This window comes from Nostoc sp., from assembly GCF_036919575.1.
In the GTDB taxonomy this organism is placed as follows: Bacteria; Cyanobacteriota; Cyanobacteriia; order Cyanobacteriales; family Nostocaceae; genus Nostoc.
The window spans coordinates 13,023-35,406 of sequence record NZ_JBALBY010000074.1; the positions used below are offsets into that span (position 1 = coordinate 13,023).

Consider the following 22,384-nt stretch of genomic DNA (forward strand, 5'->3'; position numbering starts at 1 on the left):
TCATTACAGGTAAATAGGACAAACAGTGCGTCTGCCCGGTTAAGCCGGGTTTTTTCATGCTCTTTGGGATTTGAACTTGTGAGATCAAGATATAGTCATTACAGTTGAATCGATAAATAGTGCATTTGCCCAGTTCATCTGGGTTTTTTGATATTTTGTGTCATTTATCATTTTATATTTATGATTTGTGTGATGATTGACCGCCAACTATTGACTATTAACCATAAACCATTGACGATTGGCAAATGACAGATGACAAATGACAAATGACTAATCAAAAATGCGTTTGCATTATCTTGGGTACTCGTCCAGAAGCGATTAAACTAGCTCCAGTAATTCAGGTTTTCCAGAAGTTTTCAGGTTTTGAGTTACAAGTAATTCTAACTGGACAGCATCGGGAGATGGTTGAGCAAGTTATGCAGTTGTTCAACATCAAGGCAGATTATAACTTGGAAATTATGCAGGCTGGGCAATCTCTAAATGATATTACCTGCCGCAGTTTACAAGGGTTAGAAGCGTTATTCCAGGAGAAAAAACCTGATTTAGTGCTGGTGCAGGGAGACACTACCACGGCTTTTGCCGCAGCTTTGGCAGCTTTTTATCAAAAAATCCCTGTCGGTCATGTAGAAGCAGGGTTAAGAACTGATGATCTATTCAATCCTTATCCAGAAGAAGCTAATCGGCGGTTGATTTCTCAAATTACTCACCTGCACTTTGCACCGACTCCTTGGGCTGTGGAGAACTTGCACCGTTCGGGTGTTTTGGGTGAAATTCACATGACGGGTAATACGGTAATTGATGCGCTGTTGAATGTAGCTGCAACCCAAGCAGTCTGCAATGTGCCAGGGTTAGACTGGGAATCATATCGCGTTTTGTTGGCAACAGTTCATCGCCGGGAGAATTGGGGAGAACCACTCGAAGCGATCGCTCAGGGTTTTTTACAAATTTTAGACAAGTTTCCAGATACAGCAATGCTTTTACCATTGCACCGCAATCCGACAGTGCGAGTCCCGTTGCAGGAACTTTTAGGGAATCATCCCCGAATTTTCTTGACAGAACCTCTAGATTATGGCGAATTGGTGGGAGCAATTGGGCGATCGCATCTTTTGCTGACTGACTCTGGTGGCTTGCAGGAAGAAGCCCCCAGTTTAGGAAAACCAGTACTGGTTTTGAGAGACACCACCGAAAGACCAGAGGCTGTTGCAGCTGGTACAGCTAAACTTGTAGGTACTACGAGCGAGAACATTTTTGCAGCTGCTGCGGAGTTACTCAGTGATCCAGATGCTTATGAAGCAATGGCAAATGCCATCAATCCCTTTGGCGATGGTCATGCAGCAGAGCGCATTTTACAGATTGTGCAAAATTACTTGGGCTAAATACCCAGAGCTGACCGAGTTTCGGGGCCGACAACACCATCTACAAGTAGACCTTTACTTGCCTGAAAGCTGCGGATTCGGCTAACAGTTTCTTGACCGTAAATTCCGTCAACTCTGAGATTACCTAAAGCTGTTTGAACGTCTCTGACAAGCAGACCTTTAGAACCAGGGGTAAGAATCACCGAACCGCCAACACCACCAGGTCTAGTCACACTAGGATTGTTAGGCTTGTCACCAATCCATCGGGCAAAAACGTATCTACCCGTAGAAAGCCTAGCAAAACCGTTTTCATACCTTTCAATCGCTGGAAGTGTTGCGCCATTTGGTACACAGTCCACATATGAGTAGTTGCTGCTTGGGCCTGTACGGATACGTAAACAACTGCCATTAGTCTTGACATATGCAGCCGAACTCATTTCAATTTGGGTAACAGCAACAAGTAATACACCAACGCCAGCTAAAGCTAACCAAGCCGAAGATTTAAGCAGTTTTTTCCAATTCCATTGAGATTTGGTGATTCCAGATGCCTCTTCTTGAGCAATAACTATGTCGGAAGATTTAAAAAGTTTTTTCCAATTCCATTGAAATTTGGTGTTTCCAGATGCTTCTTGAGCAATAAACATGTGAGAATAAGCAAGATATTCCATGATGCGCTCCCTTAGATACAAAAATGAGTACTTCCAGAGAATTACTTGGTTATTCTCTGTATTTATTCTTAGTATATTTTATATCTCTACCTTTCAACAGGTTTTTACTGGTAGCGAAATTAAGAAAAAATAAAGAAGAATGCAGAATTCAGAATTCAGAATTCAGAATGAAGACGCTCACGCACTCGCTTTCCGTGGCGGTATCAGTGGGGGATTCAGGCCAGCACTTCGACCCAACTCTTGGAGACGCTGCGCGAACGGCGCAGGCTCAGGGCAGGCAAGCTCTCTTACCACCACTGATTAAAGACCACCAAATCTACGATTTGGTGGGGTCTTAAACCCGGTTATTCAGACGCTCTCTGCGAGACGCTACGCGCCCGAAACTTGCACAAACGCTTTTGTGATTGTTGTGTTGCCTCCTAAAATCACTGGGATACCCACCATGCCTTCCTTGCTCACTATCCCAACTTCCACCATCGAGCCATCTTCCAATATTTCGTACCCTATGGGTTCGCCTTTAGCGTTCTCGGAGAGTAACCGCTACGCCTCTTATAGATACAATGCCCAGTCATCTCAGTTGTGGTCTAAATATCTGAAAATTGCTCTCATGTATACAAATGTTAAGTAAACCCACTCCTGAGCAGGGAGAGAGAGTAAGGGTTATACTTTTGGGAAAAGACTTATTTTAACATTTTCATAAATCAATGGCTCTCAATTTTCGCTTTGCGGTAGTCAGCGACTTACACTTGGCACTTCCCCACACAATCTGGGATCATCCCAGCCGATTTCATCTAGTGGAAGTCAGTATCTCAGCATTTAAAAGTGTATTAGAACATTTAACACAACTCGATTTAGATTTCTTGTTGTTACCAGGAGATTTAACCCAGCACGGAGAACCAGAGAACCACGCCTGGTTGCAACAATGTTTAGCCCAGCTACCTTTTCCCGTCTATGTTGTTCCTGGTAATCATGACGTTCCTGTGCTGTTGGCTTCGCAGCAATCAATTGGTTTTGCGGATTTTCCCTACTATTACACGAAGTTTGGCTATGACGATCCACAGCAGATTTACTACATTCGTCAGTTATTGCCTGGAGTTAAGCTGATTGGACTGAATTCTAACTTCTTTAATGACCAGGGTGAGCAAGTGGGGTGTTTGGATACCAAACAGCTACGGTGGTTAGAAGAGGTGCTGGCGGCATCTGGTGATGAATTAGTTCTGGTGATGGTGCATCATAATGTGGTGGAGCATTTGCCCAATCAATCGAACCATCCACTGGCATATCGCTATATGTTGTCCAATTCAGCAGAACTTTTGCAGTTGCTGAGGCGCTACGGAGTCAAGCTAGTGTTTACCGGGCATTTGCACATTCAGGATGTTGCTTACTCCCAAGGAGTATATGATATTACCACTGGTTCTTTAGTTAGTTATCCTCACCCTTATCGGGTGCTAGAGTTTCATCGAGATAACCAAGGTAAAGAATCGTTGCAAATTTTATCCCATCGCGTAGAGTCAGTGCCTGAGTTCCCCGACTTGCAACAGTCATCGCGGCAGTGGATGGGCGATCGCTCTTTCCCCTTCCTAGTCAAGTTACTAACTGACTCTCCATTATACTTACCATTATCACAGGCAAAAGAATTAGCTCCTAGTTTGCGTGACTTCTGGGCAACTATTGCCGATGGGGATGCAGTATTAGATTACCCCGACTTTCCGCTAGAAGTGCGGCGTTACATTCAGACTTATGGTGCATTGGCGCAGCCTAACCCAGGCATGGGTAGTAGTGAAGCTCTTACCCTGATTGATAATAACAGCACACTTTTGCTGAATTAGGAGTGATGAGTAGCCGCTTTCCATCAGCCCCCGTACTATCATCTTATCCTGTGTTTCTTTTTAGATAGCGATCGCACCTGCTATAATTCTGCGATCGAAAGTCACCTTAACAGCGCTACTCCAAACTCCTGTACAGACGCGATTAATCGCGTCTCTCCAAACTCCAAACTCCTAACTCCTAACTAATTACCGATATCTTCATTCCAAAGTTCCGGGTTAGTTTCAATAAACTCACTCATCATTTGTTCGCATTCATCAAGATTAAGATCAATTACTTCCACACCGTGAGATACCATAAATTCTTTTGCACCAGGAAAAGTTCTGGATTCTCCAGCGATAACTTTTTTAATGCCAAATTGTACCACTGCCCCAGCGCACAGATAACACGGCATTAAGGTTGAATAGAGTGTTGTACCTCTGTAGCTGCCAACTCTCCCAGCATTGCGGAGACAATCGATTTCGGCGTGAGTCACAGGATCGCCATCTTGCACACGTTTATTGTGTCCTCTGCCGAGAATTTTGCCATCCTTGACGAGAACCGAACCAATGGGAATTCCACCTTCTTGTCTGCCTTGTTTTGCTTCTTGAATTGCAGCTTCTATAAACTCATCCATATTAATTCTCCTTTTATGACAAAACAACTAATATTAATGGATCACGATGGTGGTGTAGATGATTATCTAGCAACTATGCTGCTGTTGACAATGGATCATATTGAACTCCTTGGTGTTGTCGTCACTCCAGCCGATTGTTATGTTCAACCTGCTGTTAGCGCCACACGTAAAATTATAGATTTGATGGGATTTTCTCATATCTCGGTTGCAGAAAGTACTGTGCGCGGTATCAATCCATTTCCTACTCTCTATCGCCGTGATTCGTTTATCGTTGACCATCTCCCCATTCTCAATCAAAGCGAAACCATCACTACGCCTCTGGTTGCCGAAACAGGTCAAGATTTCATGATACAGGTGTTACGTGACGCATCAAGCCCCGTAACGTTGATGGTAACTGGGCCGTTGACGACGGTTGCAGTAGCTTTGGACAAAGCACCGGAAATTGAAGCGAAGATTCACAAAATTGTGTGGATGGGGGGTGCGTTGAATGTTGGTGGTAATGTGGAAAAAAGTTTAGAAGCAGGACAAGATGGTTCCGCCGAATGGAATGTTTATTGGGACGCAATTTCAGCAGCGCGGGTATGGCAAACCCAAATTGAAATTATTATGTGTCCTTTGGATTTAACTAACAATGTTCCAGTCACATCAGAATTAGTGCAAAAAATGGGGCGACAACGCCACTATCCCATCTCTGATTTAGCCGGACAATGTTATGCACTGGTTATCCCTCAAGATTATTATTTTTGGGATGTGCTGGCGACAGCTTATCTGGGACATCCAGAATTTTATCAGTTGCGCGAATGGGAAACAGAAATTATCACTACTGGAGTCAGTCAGGGACGTACTAAAGTAGTTCCTAGTGGTCGGAAAATTTATGCAATGGTTCAGGTAGATAAAGAGGCTTTTTATGCTTACATTTTGCAGCAATGGGCAAGATAAAAAACTGTTTCATCAGCAAGAACTTTGAAGTAGTCAACGATATCCTCCTCAATAAAATTTATTTCATTAAAATTTAGCATGATTCAGAGTCTTCGTTAACCGTTCATCCAGGGCTATTTCATTCTCATCTAGTCCGCCTCAGAATGAATTCTAAGTCTAATAGCGAAAGTCGTCTAAAGACGACTAAGAAAAGGTTATAGTCCGTTTTAACGGACTTTAGCTAAAAGCCAAAGAACTTCAGTTCTGGGCGGTTTCTGTCTAGAATGAAATAACCCTAACCGTTCATCAAGCATGAAAATCTATTAATGTCTTTGCGCTTAAGGTAAGGAATAAAGCATGAAGAAGATATTTACTGGTGACGAACTAGTTGAATATGCTAAAACTATTAGTTCAAAAGAAGAATTCGAGCATTTCTTAAAATGTCTTCTCCAAGATTACAAGGAAAATCAAAATGACTGGGAAAATGCGGATTTATCTCGTTATCGAACAGAATTCAGGAGTCAGGAGTCAGAATTCAGAATGAATTCTGTGCGACTGGCGGATGAATAATCGGGTTTAAGACCCCCACCAAATTGAAAATTTGGTGGTCTTCAATCAGTCGCGGGTCTGAATCCCCGACTGATTGATTCTGAATTCTGGATTCTGGATTCTGAATTCTTCTTCAATTAGATGGTCTTGCTCAGTTTGCAATTGACATGTCTAGCTATTATGCAAATTTGAAGGAAGATATTAATGTCAATGATATCACTTGGCGTATTGCAGCAGAAATGCTCTTAGCGGCTTCTATCTATGGAAACTAGAATTACATTGATTGTGAAATATAGCTAACACAGGTTTAAGAAATGCTTGAATTAATTCTCCGTTAGTAGAATCGTACCGATTCTATCGGTTGTACCCTAGCTCAATTTTTAGGCACATCAGGGGATAAAAATTCTCCTTGAACCTCTGTAATCATCAATGTCAAATACAATCTCAATCAGCCGATCAACACAACGATTGCGATAATCTGGATCAGTTAAGATTCGATCAGCATTTCCAATTGTGACAACAGGCAATGAAGTTGATGTATTTTCTTCACGCATCACTTGCTCTAAGGAATTTCTGCCTTTCATGCTGCGATTGGCTGTTAGCAAAATCATTTGGTTTGTCTGAGCAAATCGCCAAACTAGTCTGTCATCGCTAGTAATCGATAAGGAGACCTCTTCAAAGGTAATAAAGCGAATGGGTAGCAGATATAGCCACCCAAGGTTGGCAATATTACCTGACAGAATCAGAGTATGTCCTTCAAGATTATGATCGACCAAGAAAATCATCCTTGGGACTCAAGTTGAGCTTGATGTTTGGCTTTCTGGGCTTGAAGCTTTTCCCAAGCAGCTTCCATACCTGGTTTAGGTGGTTTTGCAGAAATTCGGGCAATTAGCTCACGATTTTGTTCTTCGTAATACTGTCGAAGTTCTTCGGCATCATTGAGAACCATTTTATACTCTGCTTCCACCTCAGATCGATTTGCCTCAATGTAAGCTAAAGCAGCGTTAATTTGATTGTCTGTGAGATCAAATAAAGCACGGATAAACTTAGACGGATACTGAGCGGTAACGTAATCCATCACATCATAGAGGGTAATGCGGGTGCCGGCGATCGTGAGTCCTCGCTCTGTGCGAATGATCGCAGCTTGTTCATTAGATGCTAGAGTCATAACTTTAAGTAAGCAAGAAGAAATCAAATTATGTTACACAATGTAAAATTAATTAAATTGGCTCTTAGTAAGCCGCTCTATCTCAAATCAATACTAACTCTCTAGCAGCTTTCATCCCCGACTTAAAAGACGTTCAATCTTCAAAACTTTTTGGGTTTTGAAGATTGAACTTCGGGGTTTTGAACCTGCATTCTTATAATTCACCCTTTCCTCATCTCTTTTATTGTCGCACTCCCTAATACAAATAAGGATTCGTCTTCGGTTGATAGTCAGAACAATTGATCGCTTCTTCTGTATTGGCAATAGATGGGTGTACTGTACATTTAAGACGGTAATTGTCGGTAAAAAATTGGCAACCAGTACAGGGGATTTGATGCATTTGCTTGGCTGTAGTCAGACTATCTCGCACTGCCGCCCAGAGACTAAAAACAACGAGAATAATTACAGTCCAAGCAACGACAAAGCAAATCGGGACTAACAAAGGTTGAATCCCATGAATGAGGAAAGATATCAGTTTAAACACGGTATGTTGTGATACAAATTAGGAGCTAGGAGTATATTAACTCCTAACTCCTAACTTCTCACTATAAAAGTATAAGTTAAACGCCAGCATGACCCAGCGCTAAACCAGTGACGAGCATTCCCAGAACCAGGAACGGTTGGGCGCTGGCTTGGTACTTAACATCATTCTTCACGGGGTCGCGCAGGAAATACATATCCTGCAAGGTGATTTGCGGGATGATTAACAGTACTAGTATTGCTGCATACAAATTCTCATGGATGCTGACGAGATAAGCTGCGATCAATCCTTGAAAGACATCAATCGTCACTACACAAATCCAAGCCGCAGTGGTGATACCAAACATTACAGGTAGTGAATTTAATCCTAGCTGCCGATCGCCTTCTACACTCTTAAAATCATTGACAATGGCAATACCCAATCCAGCCAAGCTGTAGAACATTGTCAAAATCACAATTGTGGAATTCAGTTCCCCAAACAAAGCGTGTCCTGTAGACCAAGGTAGGGTAATATAGCTTGCACCCAAGGCGTAGCTACCTAACCAGCCGTTTTGCTTGAGTTTCAGGGGAGGTGCAGAATAAATGTAGGCGATGAAAGAACCGATGATTGCGATCGCTGTAATTGTCGGGAATTCATGACCCGACCATACATCTAGCACAAATGCTAAACTAATGCCAGCAATCAGTAATACCCAAATCTGAATAATTACCTGGGGTAGGGGAATTGCCCCAGAGGGGATGGGGCGATAGGGTTCATTGATCGCATCGATTTCGCGATCGTAGTAATCATTGAGGATTTGGGTGTAACCTGTCATTAATGGGCCAGCCAGTAACATACAGGCTGCTACCTTCAACACATTTTCTAGTGTCCAAGTATAGTTACCAGAAGAAGCCGCACCACAGACTACGCCCCAAATTAGGGGAATCCAGGTAATCGGCTTCATTAGCTGCAAACGAATTTTCCAAATTGAAGTTTCCCCAGGTGCTGCACCTTTCATCCCCAAAAGTTGCCTAGTTTTCGCACTGCGATCGGCTGATGCGATGCCTGCGGCGGGCGGAGCGATCGCTTGCTCGTTGGGATTATTTACCACTGAGTCTAGCGCCTCAGATGGGTTGGGATCTGGGGTAATGGGAGTTGATTCTGACATAATTTTTACTGATTAATAGAGCATTGGGTATTGGGCATTGAGCATTGGGTATTGGGTATTGGGCATTGGGCATTGGGCATTGGGCATTGGGTATTGGTTATTAATTTTTCTCCCTCACTCCCTCATCTCCCTCATCTCCCTCATCTCCCTCATCTCCCATGCCCCATGCCCCATGCCCCATTCCCCACTCCCCATTCCCATAACTTAAAACGAAATTATTAAATAATTATTCTGAAACTTTGCTCCAGCAACGGTTCTGCCACTCAGAGCCGGGGGTAGGGGAATATTGCGCCGCTGGTCTCCGGCTTCTACCGTGACTTCTGGCCCATATTGGGTAAGCTTGACTTGCTTTTTGTCAAATCCTGGCAAGAATAAGCGTACTTGACGATTGTGGATGTCTATTTCAATTGGTTTGGGAGCCTGTAATGCTTGTGCTTCAAAGTTGGGTAGCGCGTCTATCAATGGTTGCCAGTCACCTGTTGACGAATTGGGAACGACGCTCACTCTTAAGGGTATAAATTCCTCTGACAGGTTAACATTAGTCTCAGTAGAGATAAGCAGAACACCACCGACAGTTAAACCGATTTGTTGAGCGCTACCCCACAAATAACGAGCATTTGCTACCTCAATGGGATCTCCTGTGGTCACTAAGAAAGCAGCTAGACGCTTGGGGTCAGCAAGAGCGGCTCTCCCCTTTTCTAAGAAATTATTGACTTGGTTAGTGGGACTTGCAAAGTTATCTGCTGTCCAGTTGACATTGAAAAAACTGCTAATGAGTGGTTGAATCAAGGGTGATTCAGCAATCGTCTTTCCCAAATCGGAGTTGACAAACAATTGCTGAAATCGCCGGACATACCAACTGAGAGATTCTGGCAAACCTAACATTCGCAACGTTAAAGAGTCACCCGTGCCATCGTAGACGATCGCATCATATTTGCCACTGGCATCATATTCGCGGATAGCATTCAGTGCCAGGGCGCTGTCCATTCCTGGTAATACTACCAGTTCTTGACCAAAAACGTCTTTGAAGATGGGCGTGCGGAGATATTGCGCCTCAAGTTTCTTCACTTCATCCCAGTTGCGTTCTAGTAGTACAGATGCTTGAAACTGGACTGCTTGCAAATTGGGAGCGATTTGCTGGGGATCGGCAGCAATGGGAGTACCCAGCAGAATTGCCAATGTTGGTTCTGCTTGTCCTGCTAGAAGTACGCGCTTGCCTTGACTTGCCAATAATTTGGCTGCGGCGATCGCAATTTTGGTACGAGCGGTGCCGCCTTTGCCCAAAAATGTCAATATTAGAGCCATTAGTTGATTCCTATTTTCACCGCCTTTGCTTTTCAACTCCAACTTAGCACTCAATAAAGACTCTGGGCCTGTGCTTTCAACTTCAGATGCCAAGAAAAACCCGGTTCTGAGTTATTTACTACTACACAGCTTTGATTTCATCTTCAAAAAACCAAGTTGAAGAATTGTCGTCAAACAGCACCACTATACCGATCCCACCATCAATGACTTTGTAGCCTTGGATGATGCCCACTTGTCCTAGTTTTTTCACAATGGGGGGAGAAACGCGATCGCGCAAACGAAAAACTTTAACCTTTTGTCCGATTTCCATGCCTGATTACAATGCAATAAACCAAGTCTCAGTGTAGCCGAATCCGTGACTCTGCTCTCACAAATTCAGTTGAAATGAGGTGGGATGAGGGAGAGAATCATAACTCCAAACTCCAAACTTCTGACCTAACAGCTTAAAATTAAATCAACAACCAAACTCTTATATACCCAATGTTTGTCACAGTGCAAGAGCTAGAACAGCAGATGCCCGATGCAACTGTAGAAGGAGGTAAATTGCGCTACTTTACACCCGATGGTGATTTAGAGGAAGCTGCTATTGCAGCGTAGCAACAAGCATTGGAAGCACAATTGCAGTTGGAACAAGAACATCAACGTGCAGAACGATTGGCAGAATATTTGCGATCGCAGGGAGTTGATCCAGATAATTTGAGATAAGTGAATATGTATCAACCAATTCCACCCCGTCCGCCCCAAGAAACCATGCCGACGATGTATGATTTACCTAGTGAATTAGTCGGGGAATCAGGTTTGCCAGACGAATTTCATTGCATTCAGGCGGATTTCCTCAGTGAAACTTGTCAACCTCCCAACTATTCATCTGAGGAAATTTTAGTTGCTAGTGACTTGAACCTTTACTACGACCCCCGCCATACCTTATGGTACAAGCGTCCTGATTGGTACTTAGTTTTGGGAGTAGCGAGTGCTAGTCAACAAGAAAACCTCCGCTTAAGTTACGTCGTTTGGCAAGAGGGAGTTGATCCATTTTTAATCGTGGAATTACTTTCCCCAGGTACAGAACAAGATGACTTGGGACAAAGATTAAGGGAGGTAAATCAACCGCCGACGAAGTGGGAAGTATACGAAGGAATTTTGCGGGTTCCCTACTACGTTGTTTATGACCGTTATGAAAATAATCTCCGCGCCTTTCGACTCACTGGCACTAGTTATGAGGCAATTTCCCTAACAGAAAACCGTTTCTGGCTGGAGAAGTTAGAACTAGGATTGGGGCTATGGCAGGGTACTTATCAGCAAACAACAGGTTTATGGTTACGTTGGTATAATACCGCAGGTTGGGTGCCGACGTTGGCGGAACAGGCAGGGCAAGAACATCAACGGGCCCAACAAGAACATCAACGGGCCCAACAAGAGCATGAACGAGCTGAACAAGAACATCAGCGTGCAGAACGATTGGCAGAATATTTGCGATCGCAGGGAGTTGATCCAGATAATTTGAGATAAGTGAATATGTATCAACCAATTCCACCCCGTCCGCCCCAAGAAACCATGCCGACGATGTATGATTTACCTAGTGAATTAGTCGGGGAATCAGGTTTGCCAGACGAATTTCATTGCATTCAGGCGGATTTCCTCAGTGAAACTTGTCAACCTCCCAACTATTCATCTGAGGAAATTTTAGTTGCTAGTGACTTGAACCTTTACTACGACCCCCGCCATACCTTATGGTACAAGCGTCCTGATTGGTACTTAGTTTTGGGAGTAGCGAGTGCTAGTCAACAAGAAAACCTCCGCTTAAGTTACGTCGTTTGGCAAGAGGGAGTTGATCCATTTTTAATCGTGGAATTACTTTCCCCAGGTACAGAACAAGATGACTTGGGACAAAGATTAAGGGAGGTAAATCAACCGCCGACGAAGTGGGAAGTATACGAAGGAATTTTGCGGGTTCCCTACTACGTTGTTTATGACCGTTATGAAAATAATCTCCGCGCCTTTCGACTCACTGGCACTAGTTATGAGGCAATTTCCCTAACAGAAAACCGTTTCTGGCTGGAGAAGTTAGAACTAGGATTGGGGCTATGGCAGGGTACTTATCAGCAAACAACAGGTTTATGGTTACGTTGGTATAATACCGCAGGTTGGGTGCCGACGTTGGCGGAACAGGCAGGGCAAGAGCGCCAACGAGCTGAACAAGAGCATGAACGTGCAGAGCGATTGGCAGAGTATTTGCGATCGCAAGGAATTGATCCAAACAACCTACCCTAGTAAAAGGTAGCCATGACTACAACCATCAAAATAGTCAATCCCAACATCGAATATCCCAGTTCCGACGGTGAACCATTGGCAGAATCATACCTACATCTCTACGCAATTCTCACCACCCTAGAAGTAATTAAACAATACCTAGCAGGTAGACAAGCCACAGTTTTAGCAGACCAATTTCTCTACTATGCTCAAGGTTTTCCTAAATTAAGAGTTGCACCAGATGTGATGGTAATTTTTGATGTGCCGCCTGGGGGTCGGGATAGTTATAAAGTTTGGGAGGAAGGTCAAGTTCCCCAGGTGGTATTTGAAATGACTTCTCAAGGAACTCAAAAACAAGACCAAGAGCAAAAGAAAAATCTCTATGAACAATTAGGGATTTTAGAATATTGGTTATTTGACCCCAAGGGGGAATGGATTGAAGAAAAGTTAAGGGGATATAGGTTAGAGGGTGAGACTTACCAGTTAATTGCGGATGGTATATCTCAACCTCTAGGATTAAGAGTGGCGGTGGAGGGAGAATTATTGGGATTTTATCGTCTAGATACGGGGGATAAATTACTCACACCGACGGAGTTAGCTGAACAATTACAACAAGAACGTCAATGGGCCCAACAAGAACGTCAACGGGCTAACCAAGAACGCCAACGAGCTGATAAATTAGCAGAGTATTTGCGATCGCAAGGAGTTGATCCAGATAGTTTGAGTTAATGGGACTTAGACAAAAAACATCCAAAAAAGAGCCTTAAATCTATAGACAGAAAGACTTTGACATCGTTTTGCTTAGTTTCTTGATATATCTGGGTTTGGGCTATTATTGAGCATTTGGTGTATTTCCCTTACCCTACATGGGTTTGAGGCTTGTTTCTCCCTCTAAAATGTTTAAGTCCCGTTAAGCAAAAACTCGCGTCCTTAACAAGGAAAGCAGCGTTGCAAACAGAATTTAGATTTGTATTAAAAATATACTTAAAATAGCCGATTCATTGTACAATCACCAAGATAATTTGGATACAATTTTCTCGTGATGATAGATTCTAAAAGCACTAAAGGGATTTCCAACCAATAAAATAACGTGATGTGCAACTTATTCCTGAAACCCCACTTCCATTCCTCTCCCCGAAGCGGGGAGAGGCTTTAAGTCTTGCTCCCCAACGCTAGTAGGGAAGGGGCTGGGGGTTAGGTTTGAGAGAAAGTTGCACACCGCGTAAAATAAATTATCCAATCTTGTGGGGTGGGCATCCTGGCCGCCCACAACCAAAGGCGGGTGAGACGCCCACCCCACAATAAGTAGTCGGATATTTTTTAATTGAAAGTCCCTAAAAAAGGAACTTTCATCAATATAATACTTCAGTGAGAGCAATTAGGTGAGTGGGTAGTGAGTAGTGAGCGAGGAAGCAGAAATTGTTGCCGACAATGCGGGGAGTTGTACGTAAGGTAGGGAGATGGAGGGGCATCTTGCCCATAAATGAACAGTTGTGGATGAAGTTCGACTTACTAAGAACTCTAGTACGCCGGGATTTAGAGGCGCGTTACAAGGGTTCTGTTTTGGGCAACTTGTGGCCTTTGCTAAATCAGCTATCACAATTACTGATTTACACTTATGTGTTTTCCACTGTACTGAAGGTGAAGTTGACTACTCTCAAGGGTTTACCAGCAAATGATTTCACCTTTGGTTTGTGGCTATTTGCAGGGTTACTTCCTTGGATTGCTTTTACGGGTGGTCTGATGCAGTCCGCTAGTTCAGTACTAGGACAACCGAATTTAGTCAAGAAGGTGGTGTTTCCTGTAGTTTTGTTACCGCTCGTGCCAATTTTATCAACATTCATTGAGAGTTCCTTTGGTTTAATGGCGTTGATTTTTTTCGTGGCGTTAACTTCTCATACTTTACATACAACCTTGGCGCTATTACCCTTGGTCTGGCTAACGCAGTTATTGCTAACAGCAGGGTTGGGCTATTTAGCAGCAGGACTAACGGTGTTTTTGCGAGATATCCCGCAGACTTTAGGAGTGATTTTAAATATTTGGTTTTATGCGACACCAATTATTTATCCAGCCTCAGCAATTCCAGAGGAATGGCGGGGATGGGTATTTTGGTTAAATCCCATGACAGCGATCGCTGAAGTCTATCGTGACATAGTTTTAGTTGGAGAAGTCAAACACTGGGGCGAGTGGGGAGTTTCCTCACTAATTGCAGTTGTAGTGTTTTTTGGGGGATTGTGGTGTTATCGCCGCCTGCGTCCAGCATTCGCGGATGTATTGTGAACTGGCACTTTGATAGGATAGGGTCACTTAGCTAGAGATGCCAGCGTTGATTATGTAGTGACATCTGGCACAATGAGTGCGACGCCGAATAGCCCGTCGTAGACATCGCATTTTAGCTTTAGTTTAGTGTGTGAGTTTTGAGGATTGACAGCAAAAATATGGGTGAAGAAATTGCTATTTCCCTTAAGAATGTCTCGAAGTGTTTCAAACGCTACAGCCGCCCTGTAGATAGGCTAAAAGAAGTTTTGCTACCCGGTAAGAGTAGAACAGATGAATTTTGGGCACTTCGGGATATCAACATTGAGATTCCCAAAGGACAGACAGTTGGAATCGTTGGACGCAACGGTTCGGGAAAAAGTACATTGCTACAAATTATAGTGGGAACCCTCACACCATCCAGTGGTGATGTGCGAGTCGATGGTCGAGTTTCTGCTTTATTAGAATTAGGAAGTGGTTTTAACCCAGAGTTTACTGGAAGGCAAAACGTCTTTTTTAACGGACGATTGTTAGGATTGAGTCAAAAAGAAATCGAAGACAGATTTGATGATATTGCCGCTTTTGCCGATATCGGCGATTTCATCGAGCAACCTGTTAAAACTTATTCTAGTGGTATGTATGTCCGCTTGGCATTTGCGGTTGCAGTCAATGTCGATCCAGAGATTTTAATTGTTGACGAAGCACTTGCTGTTGGAGATATTGTATTTCAACATCGTTGTATGCGGCGAATGCGTACAATGATGGATTCTGGAGTGACAACATTATTTGTTTCCCACGATGCAGGCGCAATCAAAACATTGTGCAATTCAGCAGTGATGATTCATGACGGAAAAATACATACGACAGGATTGCCAAATGCCGTTGTAATTGAATATTTAAAATTAGTTACAGAACTTGAATTAGGTTTAGCGCAAGAGATTGAGGTTAACTCCCAACAGCAAATAAATACCGTTGTAGATAACGGAATACAGGCTTTAAATTCTCCAAATTTTGATATTGAATCTCCGAGTTCAAGTTTCAGCAAGGCAACACGCAGAGGAAGTGGAAAAGCTAGAATCGAAAGCGTAAAAATCCTGAATCAATTAGATGAATATGCTGGCGAAACTCCCATATTTGCATTTAATGAAGAAGTAACATTAGTTGTGAATTTAAAAGTTTATTCTGTGATCAAAAGTTGTATTATTGGCTTTCATGTGTGCGATAAAAATGGTAACGAGGTAATTGGTAGCAATACTTTAGAAGAAAATATCAAAATAGATAAATTAGATCCAGGAGAGGAAATAGAAATTAAGTTTAAATTTAATTTACCTCTTCGACCTAGTTCTTATAGCTTAACAGTTGCTGGGGCTGAAAGCTATGAAGCTCTTAGCTTTGACTGGATTGATAATATAATGGTTTTTCAAATTTTGCCCCCAGATAGTGGAAAGCACATTCATGCTTTAGTCTATCAACCGATGGTCGTTCAAGTAAACAAAAAAAATTTACCAGCAGTCGTGACACCAGCTTAATTAATACACATATTAAAGTCCTATTATTATGAATAAAGATTGGTCAAAAGATTATCCATCGGCTGAAAACCTTACAGAAGAAGGTTTGGAGGAAAACCACAGTTTAAGGAAAATGTTCAACCTGATTGGAGACAATCAGCGAGTAGTAGACTTTGGGTGCGCGACTGGTTACTTTGCTCAGTTACTTAATAAAAAAGGGTGTATTGTCACAGGAGTAGATATAAACCCAGATGCTGCTAAAGTTGCCAAGCAGTACTGTAAAGAGGTAATAGTTGCCGACTTGGATTTTGTTTCTGTTACAGAAATCTTACCTAGCCAGGAGTTCGATGTAGCAGTGTTTGGAGATGTTTTGGAACATCTGCGAAACCCTTGGAAAATTTTGGAAGAAACCAAGCAGATATTAAAAAAAGATGGATATGTAGTTGCTTCTATTCCAAATATTGCTCACGGTGCAATTCGCTTGTCTTTATTACAAGGTAAATTTGAATATACAGAATTAGGTATTTTAGATAATACTCACCTGAGGTTTTTTACCAGAAAAACGGTTGAGGAGTTATTTGAAAGATCAGGGTATTTAGTAAGTATTGCCGATCGGACAAAACTAGAAATTTTTTCAGAGAATTCTTTGATCCCTCAAAATAAGAGAGAAGAATTCAACAGTGATACTATTAAACAAATTGAAGAAGATAAAGATGCTGACACTTTACAGTTTATTATTAGGGCAGATCCTTGCACTATAGAAGGAGAATATGCTGCAATCAGCGATCGCTCGTCTAAGCTGTTAGAAGAATCGCAGCAATTGCAATCTCAACTCCAAGATACTCAGGTAGAATTAGAGCGATCGCAGTCTCAATTGCAACAGACTCAGACAGAATTGGAGCGATCGCAATCTCAACTCCAACAGACTCAGACAGAATTGGAGCGATCGCAATCTCATCTACAACAGACTCAGACTGAATTAGAGCGATCGCAGTCTCAACTCCAACATACTCAAGTAGAATTGGAGCGATCGCAATCTAATCTACAACAAACTCAGACGGAATTGGAGCGATCGCAGTCTCAACTCCAACATACTCAAGTAGAATTGGAGCGATCGCAATCTAATCTACAACAAACTCAGACGGAATTAGAGCGATCGCAATCTCAACTCCAACATACTCAGACAGAATTAGAGCGATCGCAATCTCAACTCCAACAAACCCAGACTGAATTGGAGCGTTCGCAATCTCAACTCCAACAAACCCAGACTGAATTGGAGCGTTCGCAATGCACTATTGCAGCCATAGATACTAGTAAATTTTGGCAGATGCGAAAAATCTGGTTTAAATTTAGACTTGCTATTGGTTTAGTGGACGATCATAATCCATTTCACATAAGTTTTTTGTCACAGGTAAAAAACTTTTGGTCTGTTTTCAGAATAAAGGGACTTCGTTACTGCTTGAGCAAATTATGGGAAAAAACTTCTTCAAAGTTAAAGTTTAATGATGCATTACTACCTACCATAGTACTGGCAGATATTCCTCAAACTGATGATATTAATTACCAGAAGTGGCTGAATGAAAACTACCCTACTCAACCAGGCTTACAAAAGATGGGTAAGACGGCAAAATTATTAGCTTATAAGCCTACTATTAGTCTTATTATGCCTGTTTTCAATACTCCTGTATGTTTTCTACGAGAAGCTATTGAATCTGTATTGAATCAGGTATATCCCTATTGGGAATTATGTATTGCTGACGATTCCTCTACAGATAATTACGTTAGACAAATTTTAGAGAAGTACTCATCAAAAGACTCTCGGATAAAAGTTGTTTTTAGAACTGAAAATGGCCATATTTCTTGCTGTTCTAACTCAGCAATAGAAATCGCAACTGGTGATTTTATTACCTTACTTGATCATGATGATCTGCTGACTCCAGATGCTCTGTATGAAATTGCTCTACTGCTAAATAAGCATCCAGAAGCAGATATGATTTATTCTGATGAAGATAAAATTGATGAGAATGGTAAACTTCAAGATCCTTTCTTTAAACCAGATTGGTGTCCAGACTCCTTTTTATCTCGGATGTATACCTGCCATTTAGGAACTTATCGACGAGAGTTAGTAAACGCCGTTGGAGGTTTTAGAACAGGTTATGAGGGAAGTCAAGATTATGATTTGGTCTTAAGATTAACCGAACAAACAACACAAATATTTCATATACCCAAAATATTATACCACTGGAGAATTCATCCCCAATCTGCTGCAAGTAAACCGGATCAAAAACCTTATGCTGTCATAGCAGCTGAGAAAGCATTACTAGATGCTCTTGCGAGAAGAGGTGAAGATGGACAATTGATACAGGCTGGAAATCTTGTGGGGCATTACATAATTCGATATACAATCAAAGATTATAAACTTGTCAGTATTATCATCCCCACAAGAGATTTAGGTAATATCTTAGACAAATGTCTCACATCTATTTTTGAGAAGACAACTTACCCAAATTATGAAGTGATTCTCATAGATAACGGTAGTCAAGAAGAAAATACCGCTAATGTGATTTCTAAATGGCAACAAAAGGAATCTAGTAGGTTTCAATGCTACCGACTTGATATACCTTTTAACTATTCCAAGATTAATAATTATGGAGTTACTTACGCTAAGGGAGATTATCTACTATTTTTGAATAATGATATCGAGGTAATTACTCCTGACTGGATGGACGCAATGGTTGAGCAAGCCCAAAGACCTGGTATTGGGACTGTCGGAGCCTTGCTTTTATATCCAGATAACACTATTCAACATGCTGGTGTAGTCATGGGTATTGGAGGAGTTGCTAATCATAGTCATAAACATTATCCGGTTAATTCTCCAGGATACTTTGGTCAAATCTTAACGGTAAATAATTACTCGGCTGTGACAGCAGCTTGTTTAATGTGTAGACGAGAAGTTTTTGAAGTAGTTGGCGGTTTTGAAGAGGAACTTGCAGTTGCATTTAATGATGTTGACCTATGCTTAAAGATTGTTGAAAAAGGTTACAGGAATATCTATTTACCACACGTTATGTTGTATCACTATGAATCTAAGAGCCGAGGTTCTGAAGATACACCTGCGAAGCTAGCTAGATTTATTAAAGAAACAGCGTATATGGAGAACAAGTGGAAAAAGTTTATAGAATACGACCCTTGTTATAATATCAATTTGACATACAAGCATGAAGATTACAGCATTAGGGTATAAAACAAGTCGATTTTTTACATAAAAAATAAAATTGATAATAAATCTTATTTTCCATAAAATGGACTTTAATTACAGGTGGAAACATGCAAGAAAAAGCTTTTCAATACTATATAGACACTCCTAGCCATAATAAGATAATTAATTCCCCATTTGTCTTGATTAGTGGTTGGATAATTTATGGAAAAGGAAGTGTAATTGAAGATTTAAGCATTTGTTATGCAAATAAACCTCTTCAGGCTTTAACAATTGTTAGTCGTCCTGATGTACAACTTGCATACCCCGATCATTCTGTTTTTGGGTTTTCTGATTTTTTATTATTTTCTGACTTTTCCATAGCGGGAAAATTCTCTATTGAATTTACCATAGATCATAATAAACATGGATTCCTTGTAGATTTTGAATTCGATAGCGAAATAGGTAAAAAATTCATTCACGACAAGCAAGAAAAGCTGAATAAAATCAGAAATATTCTGCGTTGCCCTATATGTGGGAATGAAGAATTTTCAAATATTGATGATGAAACTTCACTGAAATGCCTTAACTGTCAATCAGAATTTAACTTTAATACCAGTAAATTTAATTTACTAACACAAGAATTGATTGTGCATGGTATTGTCAAGTCAACTGAGAATATCTCTGCAAACAAATATGATTCTGTAGCTATAAACATAATCCAGCAATTTAAAAATGGGTTAATACTTGATAATGGCTGCGGTTTAAGAGATGTGTATTATGACAACATTGTAAACTTTGAAATAGTTGATTACCCAACTACAGATGTTATTGGAATTGGGGAAAAATTACCATTTAAGTCAGAAGTATTTGATGCTGTATTTTCTTTAGCAGTATTAGAGCATGTTAGAAATCCATTTGAGTGTGCTCAAGAAATTACTAGAGTGCTCAAACCTGGCGGTACACTTTATGCTGCTGTTCCATTTCTACAGCCTTTTCACGGTTATCCAGACCACTATTACAACATGACAAGTAGTGGTCTGAAAAATTTGTTTTCAGAAGAATTTGAAATACTTGAATGTAGTGTTCCCCAGGCTGGATTACCAGTTTGGTGTTTGACTTGGTTCTTAAATTCTTATATTCGTGGATTACCAGAAGCAGCAGCTAAGAATTTCAAAAACATGAAAATTTCCGATTTATTAGAACATCCTCATAAGTATCTTGAACAAGATTTTGTAACCCAACTTAGTCCACAAGTAAATGAAGAGTTAGCCTGCGTAAATTGTCTAATTGCAAGAAAGTTATAATACATTGATAGTCAAAATAATCGTCTTCAGCCGTATTATATTATAATGAATGGTTGTCCTGCATTAATACTTAAAAAGTTGACAAAGTGGAGTTAATTGTGATGTTTTTAAAATCTGTTTGGACGTTATGTTTAGTTATAGCCATTATTAAATTATGGCTGACAAGCCACTTACCTATTATAGCTTCTTATGGAGAACATGATAACTTGAGATATATACAGATGGCTTGGGAAATCTTTAATTTTAAGGCTCCTTTTTATTACGATCAATATACTCTAATGAGGCCACCAGGATATCCATTTTTTATTCGCCTCAGTTATATATTAGGGTTTTCATTAAGATTTTCACAAGAAATATTATATCTAGGCTCTGGTTTTTTCTTTGCTTGGTCTTTTTACCAATACTATAAAAGCAAACTTATTGTATTCATTTTCTTGATATTACACATTTTTCTACCAGCATCATTTCTTTGGAATAGAGCAACAATACAAGAGTCATTGTATTTACCTCTCACAATCTTCATAATGTCTTGTCTCATTCATTTATTTAATCAGCCCTTTGTATCTAAGCCTTTTCTATTATGGTCATTCAATTTAGGACTAGGATTTGCTTGGTTTTATAATACAAGACCTGAAGGCATATTAATAGTTCCGAGTATCGCAATACTATATATACCATTATTCATTAATGCACTTCGCCCTCAACTTAATAAGCGAATTGCATGGCAGCAGTTGCAAAAGTCAATATTACTTATTCTTATTCCAGTGGTTATTGTAACATCACTTATTTCTTTAACAACCTATTTTAAATATGGGGTATTTACCGTTAGTGATCTTACATCTCCAGGGATAAAAACTGCTTACGCTCAACTAACTAGCATTGAACCTGAAAAGTTGAGGCGTTTCGTACCTGTCCAGGAAGAGACTAGATTTAAAGTTTATGCTGTGAGTCCAAGCTTCAAAAAGCTATCGACATATTTAGAACAATTGGGATTGGGAAAGGCATGGTTTATATTTGGGTGTCAAGCAGTAAAGGTTTGTGATGACTATGCTGGAGGATGGTTTGTGTGGGCACTCAGAGATGCTGTTGCTTATGCTGGCGAATACAAATCGGCTCCTGAGACGGAGGCTTTTTACCAACAAATAGCATCTGAGATAAAATCTGCTTGTATATCTGGAAGATTGTCTTGTAATAATAGTATATTTTCAATATCTGCTTTTAGCCCGGAAATTCGCAGTGAATATATAAAACCTTTTCTTAAAAGTTTTAGCAAACTAAGCCAGACATTATTAAATCAAATGCTAATGGTTAATTTAAATGATGGAGAAAAAGACTTAAGTCACCGAAAAAAGTTTTATGAAAGAATAACTAGGGAATCATTTGATTTTATAAAATATCGAAATCTTCCAGTTAATCAATTAAAGGACAAATTCATTTACTCGATATGTGCATTATATAAATTTTGTTTACCCATATTACTAGGAATATCAACAATTAGTTTAATATTAGGTCATCTTAAAGGTGTAAACTATAAAAAAGTATCTGCAAGAATACCATTAATTATAATTCTAATAATGTTGCTAACTATTATACTCCGAGTAGCACTTATCGCTTATATTGACACTACAAGTTTTCCGGGTGACTTTCGATATCTTTGGCCTATTGTTCCTTTGTTGCTAATGAGTGTAGCTATTGGGATATCCTATTTTATTGAAATATTTAATTTAAAAACATTGCAGAAATGGAATAACGCAAGTGATCAATAGCTCATTATTAACACCAGTATAAAATTTA

General features: G+C 40.6%; 22 protein-coding genes. 14 read left to right on the forward strand and 8 right to left on the reverse strand.

The genetic code is table 11. From position 1 onward, the window contains the following. Positions 1–266: 266 nt before the first annotated feature. The gene (gene wecB, locus V7K27_RS19315; protein WP_334949703.1) at positions 267–1,376 is read left to right on the forward strand and encodes a non-hydrolyzing UDP-N-acetylglucosamine 2-epimerase; all 1,110 of its coding nucleotides are present in this window, start codon (positions 267–269) and stop codon (positions 1,374–1,376) included. On the opposite strand, the gene V7K27_RS19320 is transcribed toward wecB, so the two are convergent. Then, positions 1,373–2,023 (reverse strand): peptidoglycan-binding domain-containing protein, encoded by a 651-nt coding sequence (locus V7K27_RS19320; RefSeq protein WP_334949704.1) that lies wholly within the window; start codon positions 2,021–2,023, stop codon positions 1,373–1,375. The two genes, wecB and V7K27_RS19320, sit on opposite strands and share 4 nt — an antisense overlap. A 704-nt stretch (positions 2,024–2,727) precedes the next feature. On the opposite strand from V7K27_RS19320, the gene V7K27_RS19325 reads away from it, so the two are divergent. After that, positions 2,728–3,852, forward strand: coding sequence for a metallophosphoesterase family protein (locus tag V7K27_RS19325; RefSeq protein WP_334949705.1), 1,125 nt, complete (start codon positions 2,728–2,730; stop codon positions 3,850–3,852). Positions 3,853–4,034: 182 nt separating this feature from the next. Here V7K27_RS19325 and V7K27_RS19330 read toward each other — a convergent pair whose 3' ends face one another. Next, positions 4,035–4,466, reverse strand: coding sequence for a nucleoside deaminase (locus V7K27_RS19330; protein ID WP_334949706.1), 432 nt, complete (start codon positions 4,464–4,466; stop codon positions 4,035–4,037). Between the two features lie 15 nt (positions 4,467–4,481). Between V7K27_RS19330 and V7K27_RS19335 the strand changes: the two genes are divergently transcribed. The 3 genes from V7K27_RS19335 (at position 4,482) to V7K27_RS36530 (ending at position 6,205) form a co-directional block, all read left to right on the forward strand. Further along, a complete protein-coding gene (locus V7K27_RS19335; RefSeq protein WP_334949707.1) occupies positions 4,482–5,405 on the forward strand; it encodes a nucleoside hydrolase in 924 nt (307 codons plus the stop codon). 336 nt (positions 5,406–5,741) lie between these two features. Continuing rightward, positions 5,742–5,954: a DUF7660 family protein gene (locus V7K27_RS19340; protein WP_334949708.1), complete on the forward strand. Its 213-nt coding sequence runs from the start codon at positions 5,742–5,744 to the stop codon at positions 5,952–5,954. Between the two features lie 104 nt (positions 5,955–6,058). Continuing rightward, a complete protein-coding gene (locus tag V7K27_RS36530; protein ID WP_442947630.1) occupies positions 6,059–6,205 on the forward strand; it encodes a DUF7660 family protein in 147 nt (48 codons plus the stop codon). Positions 6,206–6,322: 117 nt separating this feature from the next. On the opposite strand, the gene V7K27_RS19345 is transcribed toward V7K27_RS36530, so the two are convergent. From V7K27_RS19345 to chlG, 4 genes are all read right to left on the reverse strand, one after another. Beyond that, positions 6,323–6,718, reverse strand: a complete 396-nt coding sequence (locus tag V7K27_RS19345; protein ID WP_334949709.1) for an ACP S-malonyltransferase — start codon at positions 6,716–6,718, stop codon at positions 6,323–6,325. Continuing rightward, the gene (locus V7K27_RS19350; RefSeq protein WP_334949710.1) at positions 6,715–7,101 is read right to left on the reverse strand and encodes a DUF433 domain-containing protein; all 387 of its coding nucleotides are present in this window, start codon (positions 7,099–7,101) and stop codon (positions 6,715–6,717) included. Before V7K27_RS19350 ends, V7K27_RS19345 begins: the two co-directional genes overlap by 4 nt. Positions 7,102–7,336: 235 nt before the next feature. After that, a complete protein-coding gene (locus V7K27_RS19355) occupies positions 7,337–7,624 on the reverse strand; it encodes a hypothetical protein (protein WP_334949711.1) in 288 nt (95 codons plus the stop codon). 76 nt (positions 7,625–7,700) lie between these two features. Continuing rightward, on the reverse strand, positions 7,701–8,768 hold the full coding sequence (chlG, locus tag V7K27_RS19360; protein WP_334949712.1) for a chlorophyll synthase ChlG: 1,068 nt from the start codon (positions 8,766–8,768) through the stop codon (positions 7,701–7,703). Positions 8,769–8,805: 37 nt separating this feature from the next. On the opposite strand from chlG, the gene V7K27_RS19365 reads away from it, so the two are divergent. Beyond that, positions 8,806–8,976 (forward strand): hypothetical protein, encoded by a 171-nt coding sequence (locus V7K27_RS19365; RefSeq protein WP_334949713.1) that lies wholly within the window; start codon positions 8,806–8,808, stop codon positions 8,974–8,976. Here V7K27_RS19365 and V7K27_RS19370 read toward each other — a convergent pair. Both V7K27_RS19370 and petP read right to left on the reverse strand, forming a co-directional pair. Next, a complete protein-coding gene (locus V7K27_RS19370) occupies positions 8,973–10,073 on the reverse strand; it encodes a Get3/ArsA fold putative tail anchor-mediating ATPase NosAFP (protein WP_334949772.1) in 1,101 nt (366 codons plus the stop codon). The two genes, V7K27_RS19365 and V7K27_RS19370, sit on opposite strands and share 4 nt — an antisense overlap. Positions 10,074–10,194: 121 nt before the next feature. After that, positions 10,195–10,383, reverse strand: a complete 189-nt coding sequence (gene petP / locus V7K27_RS19375; RefSeq protein WP_334949714.1) for a cytochrome b6f subunit PetP — start codon at positions 10,381–10,383, stop codon at positions 10,195–10,197. 401 nt (positions 10,384–10,784) lie between these two features. Here petP and V7K27_RS19380 point away from each other — a divergent pair, with 401 nt between their 5' ends. The 8 genes from V7K27_RS19380 (at position 10,785) to V7K27_RS19415 (ending at position 22,356) form a co-directional block, all read left to right on the forward strand. Then, on the forward strand, positions 10,785–11,582 hold the full coding sequence (locus V7K27_RS19380; RefSeq protein WP_334949715.1) for a Uma2 family endonuclease: 798 nt from the start codon (positions 10,785–10,787) through the stop codon (positions 11,580–11,582). A gap of 6 nt (positions 11,583–11,588) precedes the next feature. Continuing rightward, positions 11,589–12,344: a Uma2 family endonuclease gene (locus V7K27_RS19385; protein WP_334949716.1), complete on the forward strand. Its 756-nt coding sequence runs from the start codon at positions 11,589–11,591 to the stop codon at positions 12,342–12,344. Positions 12,345–12,356: 12 nt separating this feature from the next. Next, entirely contained in the window at positions 12,357–13,052 is a 696-nt protein-coding gene (locus V7K27_RS19390) for a Uma2 family endonuclease (RefSeq protein ID WP_334949717.1), read from the forward strand. Positions 13,053–13,754: 702 nt separating this feature from the next. Continuing rightward, positions 13,755–14,603, forward strand: a complete 849-nt coding sequence (locus V7K27_RS19395; protein ID WP_334949773.1) for an ABC transporter permease — start codon at positions 13,755–13,757, stop codon at positions 14,601–14,603. 158 nt (positions 14,604–14,761) lie between these two features. Further along, entirely contained in the window at positions 14,762–16,108 is a 1,347-nt protein-coding gene (locus tag V7K27_RS19400) for an ABC transporter ATP-binding protein (RefSeq protein ID WP_334949718.1), read from the forward strand. Positions 16,109–16,136: 28 nt separating this feature from the next. Then, a complete protein-coding gene (locus V7K27_RS19405) occupies positions 16,137–19,331 on the forward strand; it encodes a glycosyltransferase (RefSeq protein ID WP_334949719.1) in 3,195 nt (1,064 codons plus the stop codon). Between the two features lie 83 nt (positions 19,332–19,414). Then, positions 19,415–20,590, forward strand: a complete 1,176-nt coding sequence (locus tag V7K27_RS19410; RefSeq protein ID WP_334949720.1) for a methyltransferase domain-containing protein — start codon at positions 19,415–19,417, stop codon at positions 20,588–20,590. 98 nt (positions 20,591–20,688) lie between these two features. Next, positions 20,689–22,356: an ArnT family glycosyltransferase gene (locus V7K27_RS19415; RefSeq protein WP_334949721.1), complete on the forward strand. Its 1,668-nt coding sequence runs from the start codon at positions 20,689–20,691 to the stop codon at positions 22,354–22,356. The last annotated feature ends 28 nt before the right edge of the window (positions 22,357–22,384 follow it).

Bases quoted from the DNA above. Each gene is read 5' to 3' on its own strand.
- wecB (WP_334949703.1), top strand. From the start codon at position 267: ATGACTAATCAAAAATGCGTTTGCATTATCTTGGGTACTCGTCCAGAA.
- V7K27_RS19335 (WP_334949707.1), top strand. From the start codon at position 4,482: ATGACAAAACAACTAATATTAATGGATCACGATGGTGGTGTAGATGAT.
- V7K27_RS19370 (WP_334949772.1), bottom strand. From the start codon at position 10,073: ATGGCTCTAATATTGACATTTTTGGGCAAAGGCGGCACCGCTCGTACC.
- V7K27_RS19385 (WP_334949716.1), top strand. From the start codon at position 11,589: ATGTATCAACCAATTCCACCCCGTCCGCCCCAAGAAACCATGCCGACG.
- chlG (WP_334949712.1), bottom strand. From the start codon at position 8,768: ATGTCAGAATCAACTCCCATTACCCCAGATCCCAACCCATCTGAGGCG.
- V7K27_RS19380 (WP_334949715.1), top strand. From the start codon at position 10,785: ATGTATCAACCAATTCCACCCCGTCCGCCCCAAGAAACCATGCCGACG.
- V7K27_RS19395 (WP_334949773.1), top strand. From the start codon at position 13,755: ATGCGGGGAGTTGTACGTAAGGTAGGGAGATGGAGGGGCATCTTGCCC.
- V7K27_RS19330 (WP_334949706.1), bottom strand. From the start codon at position 4,466: ATGGATGAGTTTATAGAAGCTGCAATTCAAGAAGCAAAACAAGGCAGA.
- V7K27_RS19410 (WP_334949720.1), top strand. From the start codon at position 19,415: ATGCAAGAAAAAGCTTTTCAATACTATATAGACACTCCTAGCCATAAT.
- V7K27_RS19325 (WP_334949705.1), top strand. From the start codon at position 2,728: ATGGCTCTCAATTTTCGCTTTGCGGTAGTCAGCGACTTACACTTGGCA.
- V7K27_RS19405 (WP_334949719.1), top strand. From the start codon at position 16,137: ATGAATAAAGATTGGTCAAAAGATTATCCATCGGCTGAAAACCTTACA.
- V7K27_RS19345 (WP_334949709.1), bottom strand. From the start codon at position 6,718: ATGATTTTCTTGGTCGATCATAATCTTGAAGGACATACTCTGATTCTG.
- V7K27_RS19400 (WP_334949718.1), top strand. From the start codon at position 14,762: ATGGGTGAAGAAATTGCTATTTCCCTTAAGAATGTCTCGAAGTGTTTC.
- V7K27_RS19340 (WP_334949708.1), top strand. From the start codon at position 5,742: ATGAAGAAGATATTTACTGGTGACGAACTAGTTGAATATGCTAAAACT.
- V7K27_RS19390 (WP_334949717.1), top strand. From the start codon at position 12,357: ATGACTACAACCATCAAAATAGTCAATCCCAACATCGAATATCCCAGT.
- petP (WP_334949714.1), bottom strand. From the start codon at position 10,383: ATGGAAATCGGACAAAAGGTTAAAGTTTTTCGTTTGCGCGATCGCGTT.
- V7K27_RS19320 (WP_334949704.1), bottom strand. From the start codon at position 2,023: ATGGAATATCTTGCTTATTCTCACATGTTTATTGCTCAAGAAGCATCT.
- V7K27_RS19350 (WP_334949710.1), bottom strand. From the start codon at position 7,101: ATGACTCTAGCATCTAATGAACAAGCTGCGATCATTCGCACAGAGCGA.